Raw genomic sequence first — 16,529 nt, 5'->3', positions numbered from 1 at the left:
ACGGGACACTTATGAATCTGCTGGCAAGAATACTGCTCATCCTGCTTGTTTTCTCCTGTTTCAGCGCCGCTTCCCTTGCTGAGGAAACGCAGCACAAGGGCATCAATCCAACAAACAGGATTGCATATGATGAAGCTGTCATGTTGCTCGATAGTTGGGGAGGTGAGCCCAGTGTGCTCTATGCGGCAAAAGTGAAGCTAGAGGGTATTCTCCGCGTGGCGCCGGATTTTGCTCCTGCTCATCGACAATTGGCTCGCTACCATATCCTGACTGGATTCATCGATGGCACCCGTTACGAGCCGTCCGCTCTGGCTGCAGCGGAAGGCTCTCTGGATGAGGCTTTGCGTCTGGATTCCGAATCAGCGGAGACGCATGTCGTTGCCGGGAACCTGTATTTTTTGCAGAACCGCCTGGCTGACGCTGCTGCTGCACTGGCCAAAGCAAAGGAGATTGGCACGGACGATCCATGGCTGGCCATACACACTGCTGATGTGCTTATTGCCCAGGACCAGCATGCCGAAGCCGCTGTTCTTTATCAGAGCGTTGTCGACAGCGGCACCGATAATGCAAGAGCGGTGTCATTAGCCATGGATGGTCTCATTCTTTACTATCATGGCCTTGGTCAGTACCAGACAGTTGAAAGTATTTATCTGCAGCAGATAGCTAATCGGCCGGAGGCTGCCTGGGCTTACGGAAACTACGGTGGATTCTTGCTCTGCACCAAGGACGACGCGGAGGCTGCTATTGCCCACTTCAGATTGGCGCTGGGCCTTACCCAGTACGATATAGCACGTAACGGACTCGCTGCTGCGCTTTATCGGCAGAGTGTCATGGTGGAGGGCAATCAGCGAGAAAACGCCGATGAACTGATTGCCGAGGCTCGGAGCCTGCGTGAGGGAACATCAGCCCAGGTTGTTACCGAGTTTTGTGGCGGCGGACCTGCTGTAGTGGCCATGCAAAATGCAGAAACTCATTCGCCTCAACCAGAATAATGACTTCAGGCTTGTGTCCTCGCGTCAGACGGAAACCAGGGTCAGTTCAATCTGCCCCGTGACGGCACATGTTTCGTTGATGTTGGCTGCAACCCATTGATTGCCGTTGTCGACTATCGGTGAGCAGGCATTACCCCCCCCCCCACCGAGTACAGCACTGGCCCTGAGTGATTGCTACCCAATCGGGCGGGTCGATTACCGGGCAATCCGGTCAATAGCACCTATACTGCTTTTAATATCTGAAAAATCCCCTCGTTGTTTCTCGATTGCCTGAAACTCCATTCGGAGGCACGTTGAATGCCAGATTTTCTTGGCCCGAAATCACCTCTTTCATCCGCTGATCACGACGGACGTTCGTCGCGTGCCATCAAGCAAAGCGAACAAAACTTCTACGAGTTGATTGAAAGCCTGCCAATGATCGCGGTACAGGGCTATGACAGGCAGCGCCGGGTGATTTATTGGAACGATGCGAGCAAGTGCCTTTACGGCTATACCCGGGAGGAAGCTGAAGGCCAGCTGCTGGAAGATCTCATTATCCCTGACCAAATGCGTGAAGGCGTAATAGACGCCCACCAGGACTGGCTGCACAGCAACGTCAGCATTCCCGCAGAGGAAGTGGAGTTGAAGCACAAAGATGGTCACCCGGTTCCGGTGTACTCCAGTCATGTGATGATCAAGCAGGACACGGGTGACTGCGAAATGTTCTGTATTGACATCAGCTTGCAGGAACAGAAAAAAGCCAAGGAAAAGCTGCAATGGATGGCGAATTTTGATGATTTGACTCAGCTGCCAAACCGACGGTTGATGGAGGCTGAGCTATCGGCGCGCCTTGCAGAGGCCGAGCGACGACCAAACAGCAAAGTAGCCGTTGTATTTATTGATCTGGACAATTTCAAGATGATCAACGATACCTTGGGGCACCACTATGGCGACGAGCTGTTGCGCGCGGTTGCGGAGGGATTGAAAACAGAAATCCGCAGTTGCGATCAGCTCAGCCGGTTTGGCGGTGATGAATTTGTGCTGTTGTTGTTTGATTTTGATGGCGTAGAAGGTATTCACGAGCTCTTGCAACGTATAGCCAATACCCTCGATCGTGGTTTTGTGATTAATGGCCTTTGTTATCAGGTTTCTGCCAGCTTTGGTGTCAGCCTGTTTCCCGATGACGGCAAAACGATTGCTGACCTGATGGGTAATGCCGATGCAGCCATGTATCAAGCTAAGGATAAGGGCAAAAATAGAGTCTGTTTTTACACCTCGGACATCAATGACCGGCTGCATCATTATCAAAAGATAGGTGCCCTTTTGCGTAGCGCCCTCGCTGCCGATAGTCTGCAACTGTATTTTCAGCCTCAGATTGATCTGCATGACGGGAGCATTCGGTCCTGCGAAGCCTTGCTGCGGTGCTTTGATAACAATGCGCTGCCGGTACCACCGGATATCTTTATTCCGGTGGCTGAAAAGTCGGGGCTGATCAACCGGATTGGAGATTGGGTTATCGAAGCGGCCTGCAAGCAGCTTGTCGCATGGAAGGGCACGGAGCTTGAGAAGCTACGTATTGATATCAACTTGTCGGGCAAGCAACTGACGAACCAGCACTTGGCTGATCAAATCCTGCAGACGCTGCACCGTTACGATTTGCTGCCTTCGCAGCTGGGCGTAGAACTGACAGAGAATGAAGTGATCGGTGGTGATCTTGAGCAGATAGGTCAATTGGAAACGTTGAAAAACGCTGGCGTACATATTTCCATTGACGATTTCGGTACCGGATATTCGTCTCTGGTTTACTTGCGCAGGTTACCGGTTTGCAGCCTCAAGATTGACCGAAGCTTCCTGCACCACGCCATGGAAAACGACAGTGATATGGCGATCATGCAAGCCATCATCAGTGTCGGGCACAGCTTCGGGTTGAGCGTTGTTGTTGAAGGCGTGGAAACGGCTGAACAGGATGACCTGGTTAAAGCGTTAAGCTGCGATTTGGCGCAGGGGTATCTGTATGCGAGACCCATGCCGGCTGAGGCAATGCCGGCCTATCTGCTTGGTGTGACTGGGGACCGACGATAAAGCTGCACTCGGCAGCTTCCTGTTCAATCTAAGCGGTGATGGACTACAAGGCTTCCAACGGGCGCAGTTTTGCTGCGCCGTTTTCTTCTGCCTGGAGCTTCAACGCCGTGACAGCAGCGCCGGCTTCGGCTTGTCTTCCGGGGCGTGGAAGAGCAGGAAGAGCTGGGTCAGTACGTCGGGGATGTGTTCGAGCATGTCATCGACCATGTCGGCATCCTGATTGATTTCGACAAACTCGGGCTGATCGTCGAACAGGCCGGAACCGACCATGATGGGCAGCAACAACTCGCTGACGGTTTCTTCGTCGCGGGCGAACCAGTCTTCTTCACGCATGAAGACGCCTTCCATGAAGCCGACACACCAGCTGCGAATATCCGACAGATCGGCTTCGTCACCCAAATACAGATCACAGGGCATGTCCAGGGCTTCGTCGCTGGCCAGCTCGCTGCCGAGGCGGGTTTTGAGTTCGCGCAGGGTGCCTTCGATCAGTGCCTGTTGCTCGGTATCCTGGTAGTTCGGTTGCTCGGCAAACAGCTCTTCCAGCCACTCGTCATCCGGTACTTCTACCGGGCTGATGGCCAGCGCGGTCAGATAGCCATGACCGGCCATATAATCAAGCGCTTCATCGTGCAGATCATCGGCATCAAGAAACTGCTCTAGCTGGGCGAGTTGGCTGGCGAATGACATGGGTATACCTCGACTGTGACAATGGCCGCCATTGTAACTGGCAGTTGGTGTTTTGTCGTTGACGATAAGCAATGATTGATGCCGCCTGCTGTCGACCCAATAATGTGCTTCTCGAAGAACTATAGCCCCTTTTCACTGGGTCGTCGGGGCCGGGCTGGTATACTGGCCGATTAAATTCGATACGGCTCCGGGAGCGGCATGCGCGCGCAAGCATTGGACAAACTGCAGGCAGTCTTTGGTTATGACGCCTTTCGAGGCCAACAGGCGGATATCATTGATCAGGTGATGCAGGGCGGTGATGCCCTGGTGTTGATGCCGACCGGTGGCGGCAAGTCGTTGTGTTACCAGATCCCCGGGCTGCTGCGTGACGGGCTTTGTGTGGTGGTGTCACCGCTGATTGCCTTGATGGATGACCAGGTCGCGACCCTGAATGAATTGGGCTTGCGCGCCGCGGCGCTGAATTCAACGCTGGATGAACAGGCCCAGCGCGAGATTGCCCGGGCGCTGCGCCAGGGCGAGCTGGATTTTCTCTATCTGGCACCTGAACGCCTGCTGAAACCGCGCACCCTGAATTTCCTGCAGAGCCTGAATATTGCCCTGTTTGCCATTGATGAGGCGCACTGTGTATCCCAGTGGGGGCATGATTTTCGTCCGGAATACCTGCAACTGGGACAACTGGATAGCCTGTTCCCGCAGGTACCGCGCATGGCGCTGACGGCGACCGCCGATGAGCGCACACGTGAGGAAATCATTCAGCGTCTGCATTTGCAGCAGGCGGCTTGCTTTGTCTCCGGTTTTGATCGACCGAATATCTTCTATCGCATTGTGCCCAAGGACAAGCCGCGGCAGCAGCTGCAGCAGTTTCTTGGCCAGCACAAGGGCAACGCCGGGATCGTATATTGCCTGTCGCGCAAGAAGGTGGAAGATACCGCCCAGTGGCTGTCGCAACAGGGGTGGCCGGCGCTGCCGTACCATGCCGGGCTGTCGTCGGAATTGCGGGCGCTGCACCAGAAGCGTTTTCTCAACGAGGAAGGGCTGATCATGGTGGCGACCATTGCCTTTGGCATGGGTATCGACAAGTCCAATGTGCGTTTTGTGGCTCACCTGGATTTGCCGAAAAGTGTCGAGGCCTATTATCAGGAAACCGGCCGTGCCGGGCGTGATGGCCTGCCGGCGGATGCCTGGATGGCTTACGGTCTGCAGGATGTACTGATGCTCAATCAGATCATGGCCAATTCGGACGGTGATGAGCGGCACAAACGTATCGAACGCCACAAGCTGGATGCCATGCTGGCCCTGTGCGAACTGACCAGTTGTCGGCGGCAATCGCTGTTGAGTTATTTTGGTGATGACATGCCGGAGCCATGTGGCTATTGCGATAATTGCCGCGAGCCAGTGGCGACCTGGGATGGCAGTGAGGCGGCGCGTATGGCGCTATCGACCATCTATCGCAGTGGTCAGCGCTACGGAGTGGGCCACCTGGTGGATATTCTGCTTGGGCGCGATAACGAAAAGATTCGCACTGCCGGTCACCAGCACCTCTCAACCTATGGCATTGGCAAGCAGTTCAACGAGATCGAGTGGCGTTCGGTATTCCGTCAGTTGATTGCTCGCCGTCTGGTTGAGGTGGATCTGGATGGCTATGGCAGTCTGCGGCTGGATGAATCCTGCCGCCCCTTGCTGCGTGGTGAAGAAACGCTGGCATTGCGCAAGGATGCGGCGCGTTCGGCACCCTTGCCGAGCCGTGGCAGTGAGCGGGCGGTGGTGGCCGATGCCGACAAGCCCCTGTGGGAAGCCCTGCGTGCGCTGCGCAAACGTCTGGCGGAAGAGCATGGCGTGCCGCCTTATGTGATTTTTCCGGATTCCACGCTGGTGGATATGCTGCGCCAGCGGCCGGGCAGTTTGCAGGATATGGGGCATGTCAGTGGCATTGGTGCGCACAAGCTGGAGCGCTATGGTGCTGATTTCCTGCAGGTCTTGCTGGACGGCAGTGGGGCGGCGGCGAATGCAGAGGATGAGTCCCGCCTGGCCCGGGGTCAGGAAGTCCAGGCCTTGGTGCTCGCGGGTATGGGCGCAGAGCAGATCAGCCGTCAGCTGGGCCTGAGCAGCAAGGATACCTGGCATGAACTGGCGCGCCTGGTGCGTCAGGGTGATCTTGCGTTGGAGCAGGTCGTCGAGGCGCCGCAGGCCGTGATTGAGGAAGCGCAGGATCTTTTCCTGGCGGCAGGCGAAGAGCATTTGCCCGGCGTACGCAACTTGCCCGGGCGGGATGGCCTGGCGTTGCAGGAAGGCGAGCTGCTGTGTATCCGCGCTGCGCTGGAGCTGGAAATTGCCGGTTAGAACGTCTGTCCCAGTTTCATATAGAGCGCGCGGTCACCATCCTGGTTGGCCCCGAGGCCGAAGAACAGCGGGCCAAGGAAGGTGTCGGCACCGATCATGATGCTCGCGGCACTGATATACCCGGTATCAAAACCATCCACGCTCTTGTTGTAGACCCGGCCATATTCCAGGCTGGTCCCGAAGTACAGTGGCATGCCAAGCGGGGCATAGCTATCGCTGCTCAAGCGGCGGAAATAAACCAGGCGGGCAAGGTTGTAATTCTGCCCGGCCAGGCTGTTCTCGCGATAGCCGGAAAACCGGCCCGGGCCACCCAGCAGGAAGCTGCTCTGGGCAATATCCACTTCATTTTCGGTGCGACCCAGGCCACCACCGACCTGAAAGCTGTTCGGACCGAAGGAATAGACCCGGCGGGCGGTGAACTCCGTTTGCCGGTAGCGATCATCGGCGCCCAGGTCCGGATCGGACTGGCGGATAGTCAGCCGGGCTTCATCGCCTCGGGTCGGAAAGTTGATGTCGTCCAGGGTGTCGCGGTCGATTTGCAGCGTGTAGAAGGCTTCGTTGAAGTTGAAAGAGGGCAGGTCAGGGTCACCAACACGGACCTTGGCCTCGCCGCGATAGCGCGAGATACCCAGACGAACCTCACCGTTGTTGGCGATCTGCCGGCCCAGGTTGATACCGGTGCCATAGCGTAGCTGGCGATAATCAACCACCGGGTCATTGTCGACGATTACTTCGACATTCCGTGCTTCAGCGTCAATAAAGGGCGCTATGAAATAGCGCGAGCCATAGTCCAGTGGCTGGTAGAACTCACTGTAAACCAGCTGATCGCTACCCAGTTGCAAGCGGTTGAACCATTCTGCACCAAGGCGGTTGACGCCATTGACGCGGTAGCTGGCGCCAATATTGAACTGGCTGCCGCCACGAAAATCATCGGCCAGGCTGAGGCCAAGGCGCAGGTAGTCGGTGCCGGTTTCCCGTCCACGCGTACGGATCAACAGGGTGTTGCCGTCGTTATCATCGTGGACAATTTCATAATTGACCCGGCTGAAATAATCCGTGCCATAGATGGTGCCCATGTCGGTTTCCAGCCGGCTGATATTCAGTGGCTCATTCACGTCCTGTCGAATCAGGGCGCGGATCACCTGGTCGTCTACCTTGCCGGTATTGCGGATTTCAATCCGTGAGATAACCGGCTGGCGCTGTGGCCGTTCGCTGGCCAGGTTGCCGCCCGGCTCACCGGGTTTCAGCGGTGCGGCGAAGTCTTGCCAGTTGGCCTCCAGCAGACTTTGCTCGCCAGCGGCAATGGCTTGATCGATGTCATTGAAGCTACTGAACCCCATGGCGCCCAGTCGGGGCTGCAGCAGAATGTCACTGGGGCTCATGGTAGCCAGCTGGCGTTCGGTATTGGTGCGCGTCAGCAGGGTTGTGGTCTGATCCATGATGTCGACGATGGAGTTCAATTCCTCAGCCGTTTTCAGTGGTGTACCGATATCCACCACGATGACCCGGTCAACCCCCATGGCACGGGCAACATCAATCGGCGCATTGTTGCTCAATACGCCATCCACCAGCAGGCGCCCATCGATTTGCACCGGGGCGAAAAAGCCCGGTAGCGCAATACTGGCGCGGATAGCCTGAGGCAAGTGGCCGCTGCGGAAGACCACGGAATCACCGCTGGCGATGTCGGTAGCAACGGCGCGGAAAGGAATTGGCAGCCGATCGAAATCATCGACTTCGTTGGTATGCACCAGCAGGGTTTCCAGTGCTAGGCTCAGATTCTGCCCCTGCAGCAGACCCCGCGGCAGGCTGAGACGACCCTGATTGAACGAGAGGCGGTATTTGACCAGGAAATCACGGTCATCCTGCTTGCGACGGAAGGGGATGTCCTCCCGTTGCGGACTGTCGCTGAGGATGTTTTCCCAATCCAGGGCGAGGGCGATCTCTTCGAGTTCTTCAGCGTTGTAGCCGGCTGCGTACAACCCGCCGATTACGGCCCCCATGCTGGTGCCGGCAATCGCATGAATGGGGATGTTGCGTGCTTCCAGTTGCTTGAGTACGCCGATATGCGCCATGCCACGGGCACCCCCACCAGAGAGGACCAGCCCGGTACGCAGTTCTTCGGCACTGACGGCCAGTGGCGCGCAAATCAGCAGTAGACAGAGCAAGCGTTTGAACATGATAAAACCGATGGCAATACGTGGAATCCAGCGGCGATTGTATACGAGCCCGGGTCACTGTAGGGCAAAAATACGCAACCCGGATTGCTGCGCTCAGATAATCACCTTGTCGCGCAGTTTACGTGCAGCTTGTTCCAGGGTTTTGACAATTTCATCCTTGTCGTAATTGCGGATGTTGTTGGTATCCAGATACATCGAAAAGCCGGGCAGCTCTTCTTCCAGGTAGCTGGGGGCCGCGCCCAGCTCACTGCGCAGGCCGACGACCTGATAGACCTGCACCGGGCGGGAAAAGCCCTTGACGCTGATTTCGCCCTTGTCGCGACACATGACGCGGTCCTTGACCAGTGACCAGGTCTGGTGTGAAACCAGGATTTCGCCGGATTCGGCGGCATTTTCCAGTCGGCTGGCGAGGTTCACCTCGCGGCCGATAATGGTGTAATCCATCCGCGTATTGGCGCCAAAATTACCCACGGTGCAATAACCGGTACTCAGGCCCATGCGGATTTCCAGCGGACGAGTGATGCCGCGGGTTCGCCACTGCTGGCGTAGCACTTTCATGTGCTTGCGCATGGCAATGGCCATGGCAACGGCGGCTTCGGCATCTTCCTTGGCGCCTTTGCTGACCGGGTCACCAAAGAAAATCATCACGCAGTCGCCGATGAATTTATCGATGGTGCCGCCATATTCAAGGGCAATCTTCGCCATTTCATTGAGATAGTGATTGAGCAGATCGGTCAGGGCCTCTGCCTCCATCTCCTCGGCCAGTTCGGTAAAGCCGCGAATATCCGAGAAGAACACGGTCATTTTCTTGCGACGGGTTTCCAGCGTCACCGTGCGCTGGCCGGAAAAGATCGATTCCCAGACCTGAGGAGACAGGTAGCGCGACAGGTTGCTCGCCAACCGGGCACTGCGTTCCTGTTCGGCGCCGATGGCCCGGCGCGCTTTTTCCAGGTTGCGTCCTTGTTGATAGACGTAGACGGCGGTAATCACGATAAACACACTGAGACTCAGCAGGCTGGCCAGCATCACTGTCAGGCTGGTGTCTATCTGCGGTGACGGCATCAGCAACAGGCTTGAGCCAAGCAAGCCGAGCAGTGCCAGCAACCAGCCGATCCCCAGGTACAAGGTCCCGCCGATTATGCTGCTGGCAAAGCTGATCAACAGCAGAAACACCAGGCTGGGCACCAGGTTGTACAGGCTTAGTGTGATCAGTATGCCGGTTTGCAGCGCATCCACCGCGAGTGCGATCAAGCCGCCACGACGCAGATTGTCGGCGCTGAATCGGGCCAGCAACCAGCGCAGCAGATGCGGAAAGATCAGGCAGTAGGCAATAACGACCAGGTGCTGCAGATCGAAACCACGCTGGACGCCCAGGGCAGTAAAGGTAATGGCGACGCAGAGGTAAGCCAGCGTTCGGGAGTGGTACCCCTCCATCGGTGGCTTGACCGGGTGTATGCGGCTATTGATTGACATTATTATCTGGTTCCCGTGCCATGGGCAGGGGCCATGATCGCCCCGAGAAGTCCTCGAGCGATCATAATATGTCAGGGCGGAAAGTAAAGCGCTGTGCTATTCAGCGCTTGCCTTGGCGTACATGGAATTGCGTGGTCGAGCAAATACCCGGCGCAGCATGGGCTCAAAGAATTCCAGCGATTCAGAGGCGTAGTCCGGATCAAAGGCCGTCGCGTCGTATTTGGCGCAGAATTCAGCGGTATAGGCATACAGCGGGTGATCCTTGAACTGATCCCGCAGGTGCCGATCCATGCCCAGGTGATGAAAGAAGTAGTAGCCCTGGAAAACGCCATGCTTTTCGACCATCCACAGGTTCTCTTCGCTGACGAAGGGTTTGAGGATGGCGGCGGCAATGTCCGGATGATTGTAGGAGCCCAGGGTGTCGCCAATATCGTGCAGCAGGGCACAGACTACGTACTCCTCATCCCGACCGTCGCGGTGGGCGCGGGTAGCGGTTTGCAGAGAGTGCTCCAGGCGATCAATCGGGAAACCGCCAAAGTCGCCATCAAGCAGCTTGAGGTGGCTGAGAATGCGATCCGGCAATTCGCGGGCAAAGTCCCGGAAGTGCGTGGAGATGATCTGCCAGTCTTCTGCTGTGCCTTCCTGCATGGCGGTAAAGGTGGCCTGTTCGTGCTTGCCCATGGTTGTCTCCTGCGGGTTTTATTATCAGAGCAGGGTGCAGTCTAGACGAGCACGGGGTAGGCGACTGTCAGCGGGCTGACAATCGCGCACCCGATCAGAAGCGGATGCGTCCGGTAAGCGCATCACGCAGCATGACCCAGTCACCCATGAAGCTGTACAGCGGATACTTGAAGGTAGCCGGCTTGTTTTTCTCGAAGAAAAAATGGCCAACCCAGGCAAATCCGTAGCCGACGACAGGCAGTGCCAGCAACCACCAGAAGTTCTGGCTGAGGAGAACCGCGGCGAGAATCAACAGCACCAGGCAGCTGCCCACGTAGTGCAGACGACGGCTGGTATCGTTGCTGTGTTCGCTGAGGTAATAGGGGTAAAACTCGGCAAAGGAGCTGAATGCCGGTAGTTCGCTGGCTGCTTGAGAGCTGGTCTCGGTCATGAAAACTCCTTGTAGGTTGCATATCAGGTTAGTCCAGAAGCGCACCTTAGCCAATTTATGGCCGGCTGCACTGGCCCAGCGTGCCAGCAGACTGACTTTGCCGGCCGGGTGTTGTCGCGACCGGCTTTGCACTATGCTTGGTTGCATATTTTGCCCCTGCAATCATGCAGAGGGTGTGGAGGAGAACCGGTTACCAAGATGCCTGCTTATTTGCGTACCACTTCATCAAGCTGGGCCAGTGCGGTGCTCGAGGCCATGCGCCTGGAGGGGCTGGATACCGGGCAGTTGTGCACTGATGTCGGGCTGGACAAGCGCCTCTTGCGCGAGCCGGAAGCACGTTTCGAGCAGGACATGATGACCCGGCTCTGGCATTTGGCGGTGCAGCGCAGCGGTAATCCGGCCCTGGGGCTGAATCTGGCCCGGGTGGTAAGACCAGCGTATTTCAACCTGGTTGGCTATGCCATGATGTCCAGCCCGAGTCTGCTCGAGGCGTTCAAACGCATCGTGCGTTTTCAACGCATCATGGGTGAGTCATCGGATCTGGATTTGCGTCTGGAACCGCAACAGGTAGCACTGGTGCTGGCATTCCATGGTGACCAGTTGCCGGTTCCCAGTCAGGTTCACGAAGCCGCCATGGCCTACCTTCTGGCGTTCTGCCGCTGGATGACCGGACGCGAGCTGGTGCCGCAGCAGGCCCGTTTTGCTGCTCCGGCACCCGCTGATGCGGTGCCCTATGAAACCCTTTTTGGCTGCCCGCTGGTTTTTTCCAGCACCGAATATGCCCTGGTTTTTGATCGCGCCGAAGTGAACAAGCAGCTATCCAGCGGCAACGACCGCCTGGCGCAGATGCATGATCATATGGCCAGCGAGTACCTGGCGCAGTTTGCCCAGAACCGGGTTACCCATCAGGCCCGGCAAACGCTCTGCCGGCTGTTGCCTCAGGGTGAACCCAAGCGTGATGCGGTGGCCGAAGCGATGCGCATGAGTACGCGTACCTTGCAGCGCCGTCTGCAGGAGGAGGGCACCAGTTATCAGCAGCTGCTGGATGACACGCGGCGGGAGCTGGCACTGCAGTATCTGGCCGAACCGGAACTGACGCTGCTGGAAATTGCCTATCTGCTGGGGTTTGCCGACCCGAGCAACTTTTTCCGCGCTTTCCGGCGCTGGTATGCTGTGCCCCCCGGTCAGTACCGTGAGCAACATCTGAATTCACCCAATCCCAAGGAGGCCTGATGGATGCGCTGCACGCTTTGCATGGGCGCGTTTCTGTACCTCGCCTGACGGGCCCGGCGCCAAGCCCCGAGCAGCGAGAGCAGTTGTTCAAGGCAGCGCTGCGTGCGCCTGATCATGCCTGGTTGCGTCCCTGGCGTTTTCTGGTGCTGGAACAGCCGGGGCTGGAGCAACTGGGTGAGCTCTTTGTTCAGGCAGCGCTGCATGATGAGCCGGAGCTGTCAACCGAGCGGCAAGACAAGCTGCGCCGACAACCGCTGCGTGCGCCGATGATCATTGTTGCTATCAGCTGCCGTCAGTCGCACCCCAAGGTTCCGGCGTCAGAGCAGGATCTGGCCTGTGGCGCGGCCGTCAGCAATATGCTGGTGGCCGCGCATGCGCTGGATCTCGGTGCGGTCTGGCGTACTGGCGAGATGGCCTACCACCCGGTGGTCCGCAAGGGATTGGGCCTGGCGGATAACGAGCAGGTTATTGCGTTCTTGTATCTGGGGCAGTGCCTGGGTCAGCGCAAGGCCCCGCCTGAACTGGCCACGACAGATTTTTTCACGCCCTGGAGTGGCCCAGCGGCAGGCTGATGGTGGCACGCAGGCCGCCGAGCTGCGGGCTGCGATCAAAGCGCAGTTGGCCCTGATGTCGGTCAATGGCACGCCGGGCGATCGCCAGGCCGAGGCCATGGCCGCTGTCTGCGGCTTGCCCGGGCAGGCGCACAAAGGGCTCGCCCAGTTGGCTTAGCCATGCATCAGGTACTCCGGGTCCGCTGTCTTCAATACGGATAATGGCCTGTGATTCCTGGCGCGCGAGCAGGATGTTGATCTGGCCATTCTCGGGGGTGAAGCGCAATGCATTGCGCAGCAGATTGTCCAGCGCACTGGCAATTTGTTGCGGCCAGCCAGTCAACTGACTCCTGGTTTGACCCTGGAGTTCGATCCGTTGATGCTCGGCGCTGAAGCTGGCGTCGGCTACCGATTCCCTGACCAGAGTATCCAGATCAAAACGTTCGCTGGGATGGTCATGGCTGTCCAGCCGGCTCAGGGTGAGGATGTCGCCAATCAGCTCGTCCAGCCGGCTGCATTCGCGGTCCAGCCGCTGCCATAGAGGATCGTCCGAGGGCAGCGGTTGACGGCTGGCCAGGGCCAGACCGATACGCAGTCGGGCCAGGGGGGAGCGCAGTTCGTGGGAAATATCGCGCATCAGCTGCTGTTGACTGTCGAGCAGGGTTTGCAGGCGGGAGGCCATATGCTGAAACTGACGTGACAGGTCACCGATTTCATCGCGCCGGCGCAAGCTGGGCAGCAAACTCTCGGGTTGATATTGCCCCTCGCCCAGGGCTTGCGCGGCGTGCCCAAGGCGGCGTAGCGGGCTGGTCAGGTAGCGGCTGAGCAACAAGCTGAGCAGCGCCAGCAACGCCATGGCCAGAATGATATTGGCAATCAGCGCAAAGGGTGTGCGCTGCCAGCGAAACAGCTCCGGTGTCGGCACATGCAGGCTCAACTGGTAGGTGGCGAGGTCACTGTTCCAGACCAGCTGGAAGCGGCGCCCATAGGGATTGCGGCGGGACTTGTGCTGGCGTTCTTCCACCAGATGCTGCCGCGCGCTGGGCCAGAGCGTGCCCGTCAGCAGAGGGTCGCCACTGGCATCAAACAGGCGCGCTCGCAGACGGTGTTCTGCCAGTTGCTGTTCCAGCCAGGCTTGTGCCTGATCTGGCCCCTGTTGCTCATATTCATTGACCAGTTCACTGGCAAAATCACGCAATTGCGGGTGAAATTGCAGCAGCATCCAGTCCTGTTGCAGGGCACGACTGACCAGAAAGCCAGAGCCACCAACCAGCAGGGTTGCCAGCCAGAGAACGGCAAAGACTTTCCAGAACAGTCGCATGCGGATCAGTAATCCCGGTTGCGTTGATGGCGCTCGCCAGACTCGTCACGCTGTTGATGATGCTGTTGCATTCTTTCCCGGTGCTCTTCACGCATGGCCTGCATTTTTTCCTGTTGCTCCTCGGTCAGTACCTCGGCAACCTGCTCGCGGGTTTGCGCATGCAGCTCACGGTAGGCTTCGCGCTGTTCCTTGTGGATTTCACGCAACTGCTCTTGCTGCTCACTGGTCAGGTCGAGTTGTTCGGTCATGCGTTCTAGGTAACGCTCACCGCGATCCTGCTTGCCCTGGCCATGGTGGGCGGCAAGGGTATGCCCGCTGAGGCCGATACCCAGCATCATTACACTGGCGATCAAGGTCTTGTTCATCATTGACTCCTGTTTGGTCATTCAGTCGGGGGCCATGTTTGACCCTTGATGCTCAGTCTGACGAATACACTGTCAAGCTGGGCTGCCTGGCGGTAAAGGTTGTGTAAAGCTCACGCGGCGTAGATATAACCCCGCCCGCGCAGTGCCTGAATGCGTGGGCGCTCGTCGGCATGGGTGCCGAGTTTGCGTCGCAGGTTGCTGATGTGCATGTCCAGGCTGCGGTCATAGGGGCCGAGGGACTTGCCCAATACCTCGCGCGACAGGGTCTGGCGGTCAATCACCTGCCCCGCGTGGCGTAACAACAGGGCGAGAATATGTGCTTCCGTCTGGGTCAGGGTCAGCAGCTCTCCATCGCGCCAGGCGACCAGGTTGACCGAATCGAGGCGCAGGTCACCGACGTCCAGCAGGCTGGACTCGTTGCCGGTGTCCTGATGCTGACTGCGGCGCAGCAGGGCGCGCAAGCGGGCGACCAGTTCGCGTGGATCGCAAGGTTTGGCCAGATAATCGTCGGCACCCAGCTCCAGGCCCAGAATGCGGTCAACCGGTTCTCCCCGGGCACTGAGCATCAGCACCGGTACCTGAGCCTGCTGGCGCAGAGCACGCAGCAGGTCCAGACCGTTGATGCCGGGAAGCATCAGATCCAGGATGATAGCTTCATGTTCACCGGTCAGTGCGCGGGCCAGGCCCTGCTCGCCATCGTGCACGCAATCGAGCTGAAACCCTTCGCTGCCCAGCCAGTCGCCAAGCAGACCACACAGCTCCTGGTCATCGTCAATCATCAATAATCGGGCAGTGGTCACGGGCTTGCCTCTTGAGTTTGGCTCGGCTCAGCGTTGGGCCGGCAACACGGCCTTGAACGGTTTGACCCGCACATCCTGATAGACGCCGGCGGCAACATAGGGGTCCGCTGCAGCCCAGGCTTCGGCCGCTTCCAGGCTGGCAAATTCGGCCACCACCAGGCTGCCGGTAAAACCGGCGCTGCCGGGATCATTGCTGTCGACGGCCGGGTGCGGCCCCGCGAGCAGCAACCGGCCGGCATCCTGCAATGCATGCAACCGCGCCAGGTGATCCGGCCGCGCTTGCAGGCGGGCATCGAGGGTGTCGGGGTAATCGGTAGCCATGATGGCGTAGTACATTGTTTGTCCTTGATTCCATGCTGCCACTCAATGGCAGGCGTGCCGGAAGATTGCACGAACATGATCGTCACATTGCATGAGGCTCCGCAGCAGGTCGCTTGTTCACGGCTCACGCAGACGCATTATCGGGCACAAGTGTATCCGACTGAGCGTTCAAGGCGTAGACAAGGCATAATGGTGGAAATTCCCCATGCAGGAGATCCTGTGCGCGCTGATCTACACATGCACAGTACCGCTTCCGATGGCGTGCTGGCCCCCGACCAACTCATGCACCGTGCTGCCGCAGCCGGCGTCGAGCTGATCGCCTTGACCGACCATGACTGTATCGATGGTCTGGAGTCGGCGCGAGCGGCTGCATTGGCCGCGGGTATGGGTTGGGTCAGTGGTGTCGAGCTGTCAGCCCAGTGGCAGTCACGCACGTTGCATATCCTGGGCTATGGTTTTGATCCGCAGGATGGCGACTTTCAACAGGCCCTGAGCGAAGTTCGCACCGGGCGCTGGCGCCGGGCCGAGCAGATCGCCGACAAACTGGCACAGAAGAATATGCCGGGTGCGTTGGCCGGAGCCATTGAGCAGCAAAAACTGGCCGGAGCGGAGGAGCACAGCCCGCCCGCACGCCCGCACTTTGCCGACTGGCTGGTGGCTGCCGGCCATGTGCCGGATCGTGCAGCTGCGTTCCAGAAATGGCTCGGCGCCGGCAAGCTCGGTGATATTCGCCAGCACTGGCCGACCCTGGAAGCAGTCGTTGGCCAGATTCGCAGTGCCGGTGGCATCGCCGTGATTGCCCATCCGTGGCAATACGGTTTCAGCCGGAGTCAGCTGCGCAAATTGCTGCGGGCCTTTGCCGAGGCCGGTGGTCGTGGCATTGAAGTCGTCAATGGCAAGCAGCCGGTTGAGCAGGTGGCCTACCTTGGTAAACTGAGCCGAGAACTGGGTTTTCTGGTCAGCTGTGGTAGTGATTTCCATAACCCGGATTCGCCCTGGATGGCGCTGGGGCAAATGACGGCATTACCGCCGGAGTGTTCGCCACTCTGGCAGGATGAAGCTTTTAATGCGGCGCCTGGCCGCTGTGGATGAGGAAT

The 16,529-nt window shown here is 58.2% G+C and carries 15 protein-coding genes; 6 read left to right on the top strand and 9 right to left on the bottom strand.

Annotated features, from left to right (window positions below; genetic code table 11):
* Positions 1-11: 11 nt before the first annotated feature.
* Together BLU07_RS10330 and BLU07_RS10325 are read left to right on the top strand one after the other, a co-directional pair.
* Entirely contained in the window at positions 12-992 is a 981-nt protein-coding gene (locus tag BLU07_RS10330) for a tetratricopeptide repeat protein (RefSeq protein ID WP_092386644.1), read from the top strand.
* A 297-nt stretch (positions 993-1,289) separates the two neighbouring features.
* On the top strand, positions 1,290-3,053 hold the full coding sequence (locus tag BLU07_RS10325; RefSeq protein WP_092386642.1) for a putative bifunctional diguanylate cyclase/phosphodiesterase: 1,764 nt from the start codon (positions 1,290-1,292) through the stop codon (positions 3,051-3,053).
* 99 nt (positions 3,054-3,152) lie between these two features.
* Here the strand turns inward: BLU07_RS10325 and BLU07_RS10320 are convergent, their stop codons facing one another.
* On the bottom strand, positions 3,153-3,740 hold the full coding sequence (locus BLU07_RS10320) for a UPF0149 family protein (protein WP_092386640.1): 588 nt from the start codon (positions 3,738-3,740) through the stop codon (positions 3,153-3,155).
* Positions 3,741-3,938: 198 nt separating this feature from the next.
* Here BLU07_RS10320 and recQ point away from each other — a divergent pair, with 198 nt between their 5' ends.
* Entirely contained in the window at positions 3,939-6,080 is a 2,142-nt protein-coding gene (gene recQ / locus BLU07_RS10315) for a DNA helicase RecQ (RefSeq protein WP_092386638.1), read from the top strand.
* Here the strand turns inward: recQ and BLU07_RS10310 are convergent.
* The 4 genes from BLU07_RS10310 to BLU07_RS10295 form a co-directional block, all read right to left on the bottom strand.
* Entirely contained in the window at positions 6,077-8,257 is a 2,181-nt protein-coding gene (locus tag BLU07_RS10310; protein ID WP_092386636.1) for a patatin-like phospholipase family protein, read from the bottom strand. The genes recQ and BLU07_RS10310 overlap by 4 nt on opposite strands.
* Before the next feature lie 93 nt (positions 8,258-8,350).
* A complete protein-coding gene (locus tag BLU07_RS10305; protein WP_231701624.1) occupies positions 8,351-9,730 on the bottom strand; it encodes an adenylate/guanylate cyclase domain-containing protein in 1,380 nt (459 codons plus the stop codon).
* Between the two features lie 96 nt (positions 9,731-9,826).
* The gene (locus BLU07_RS10300; protein WP_092386634.1) at positions 9,827-10,411 is read right to left on the bottom strand and encodes an HD domain-containing protein; all 585 of its coding nucleotides are present in this window, start codon (positions 10,409-10,411) and stop codon (positions 9,827-9,829) included.
* 94 nt (positions 10,412-10,505) lie between these two features.
* Positions 10,506-10,841, bottom strand: coding sequence for a DUF962 domain-containing protein (locus tag BLU07_RS10295; RefSeq protein ID WP_092386632.1), 336 nt, complete (start codon positions 10,839-10,841; stop codon positions 10,506-10,508).
* Between the two features lie 198 nt (positions 10,842-11,039).
* Between BLU07_RS10295 and BLU07_RS10290 the strand changes: the two genes are divergently transcribed.
* A complete protein-coding gene (locus BLU07_RS10290; RefSeq protein ID WP_092386630.1) occupies positions 11,040-12,074 on the top strand; it encodes an AraC family transcriptional regulator in 1,035 nt (344 codons plus the stop codon).
* Positions 12,074-12,646 (top strand): nitroreductase family protein, encoded by a 573-nt coding sequence (locus tag BLU07_RS10285; RefSeq protein WP_092386628.1) that lies wholly within the window; start codon positions 12,074-12,076, stop codon positions 12,644-12,646. Before BLU07_RS10290 ends, BLU07_RS10285 begins: the two co-directional genes overlap by 1 nt.
* Here BLU07_RS10285 and BLU07_RS10280 read toward each other — a convergent pair.
* The 4 genes from BLU07_RS10280 to BLU07_RS10265 all read right to left on the bottom strand — a co-directional run bounded on the left by BLU07_RS10280 (position 12,615) and on the right by BLU07_RS10265 (position 15,447).
* Positions 12,615-13,946 (bottom strand): ATP-binding protein, encoded by a 1,332-nt coding sequence (locus tag BLU07_RS10280; RefSeq protein ID WP_092386626.1) that lies wholly within the window; start codon positions 13,944-13,946, stop codon positions 12,615-12,617. The two genes, BLU07_RS10285 and BLU07_RS10280, sit on opposite strands and share 32 nt — an antisense overlap.
* Before the next feature lie 5 nt (positions 13,947-13,951).
* Positions 13,952-14,311 (bottom strand): MICOS complex subunit MIC60, encoded by a 360-nt coding sequence (locus BLU07_RS10275; RefSeq protein WP_092386624.1) that lies wholly within the window; start codon positions 14,309-14,311, stop codon positions 13,952-13,954.
* A gap of 110 nt (positions 14,312-14,421) precedes the next feature.
* The gene (locus BLU07_RS10270; RefSeq protein WP_092386622.1) at positions 14,422-15,090 is read right to left on the bottom strand and encodes a response regulator; all 669 of its coding nucleotides are present in this window, start codon (positions 15,088-15,090) and stop codon (positions 14,422-14,424) included.
* Positions 15,091-15,138: 48 nt separating this feature from the next.
* On the bottom strand, positions 15,139-15,447 hold the full coding sequence (locus BLU07_RS10265; protein WP_092386620.1) for a YciI family protein: 309 nt from the start codon (positions 15,445-15,447) through the stop codon (positions 15,139-15,141).
* 204 nt (positions 15,448-15,651) lie between these two features.
* On the opposite strand from BLU07_RS10265, the gene BLU07_RS10260 reads away from it, so the two are divergent.
* A complete protein-coding gene (locus BLU07_RS10260; RefSeq protein WP_092386618.1) occupies positions 15,652-16,524 on the top strand; it encodes a PHP domain-containing protein in 873 nt (290 codons plus the stop codon).
* The last annotated feature ends 5 nt before the right edge of the window (positions 16,525-16,529 follow it).

The organism is Halopseudomonas salegens (genome assembly GCF_900105655.1).
GTDB lineage: Bacteria > Pseudomonadota > Gammaproteobacteria > Pseudomonadales > Pseudomonadaceae > Halopseudomonas > Halopseudomonas salegens.
The sequence above is the reverse complement of the archived record's forward strand: the minus strand, read 5'-3'. Positions and strand labels throughout refer to the sequence as shown.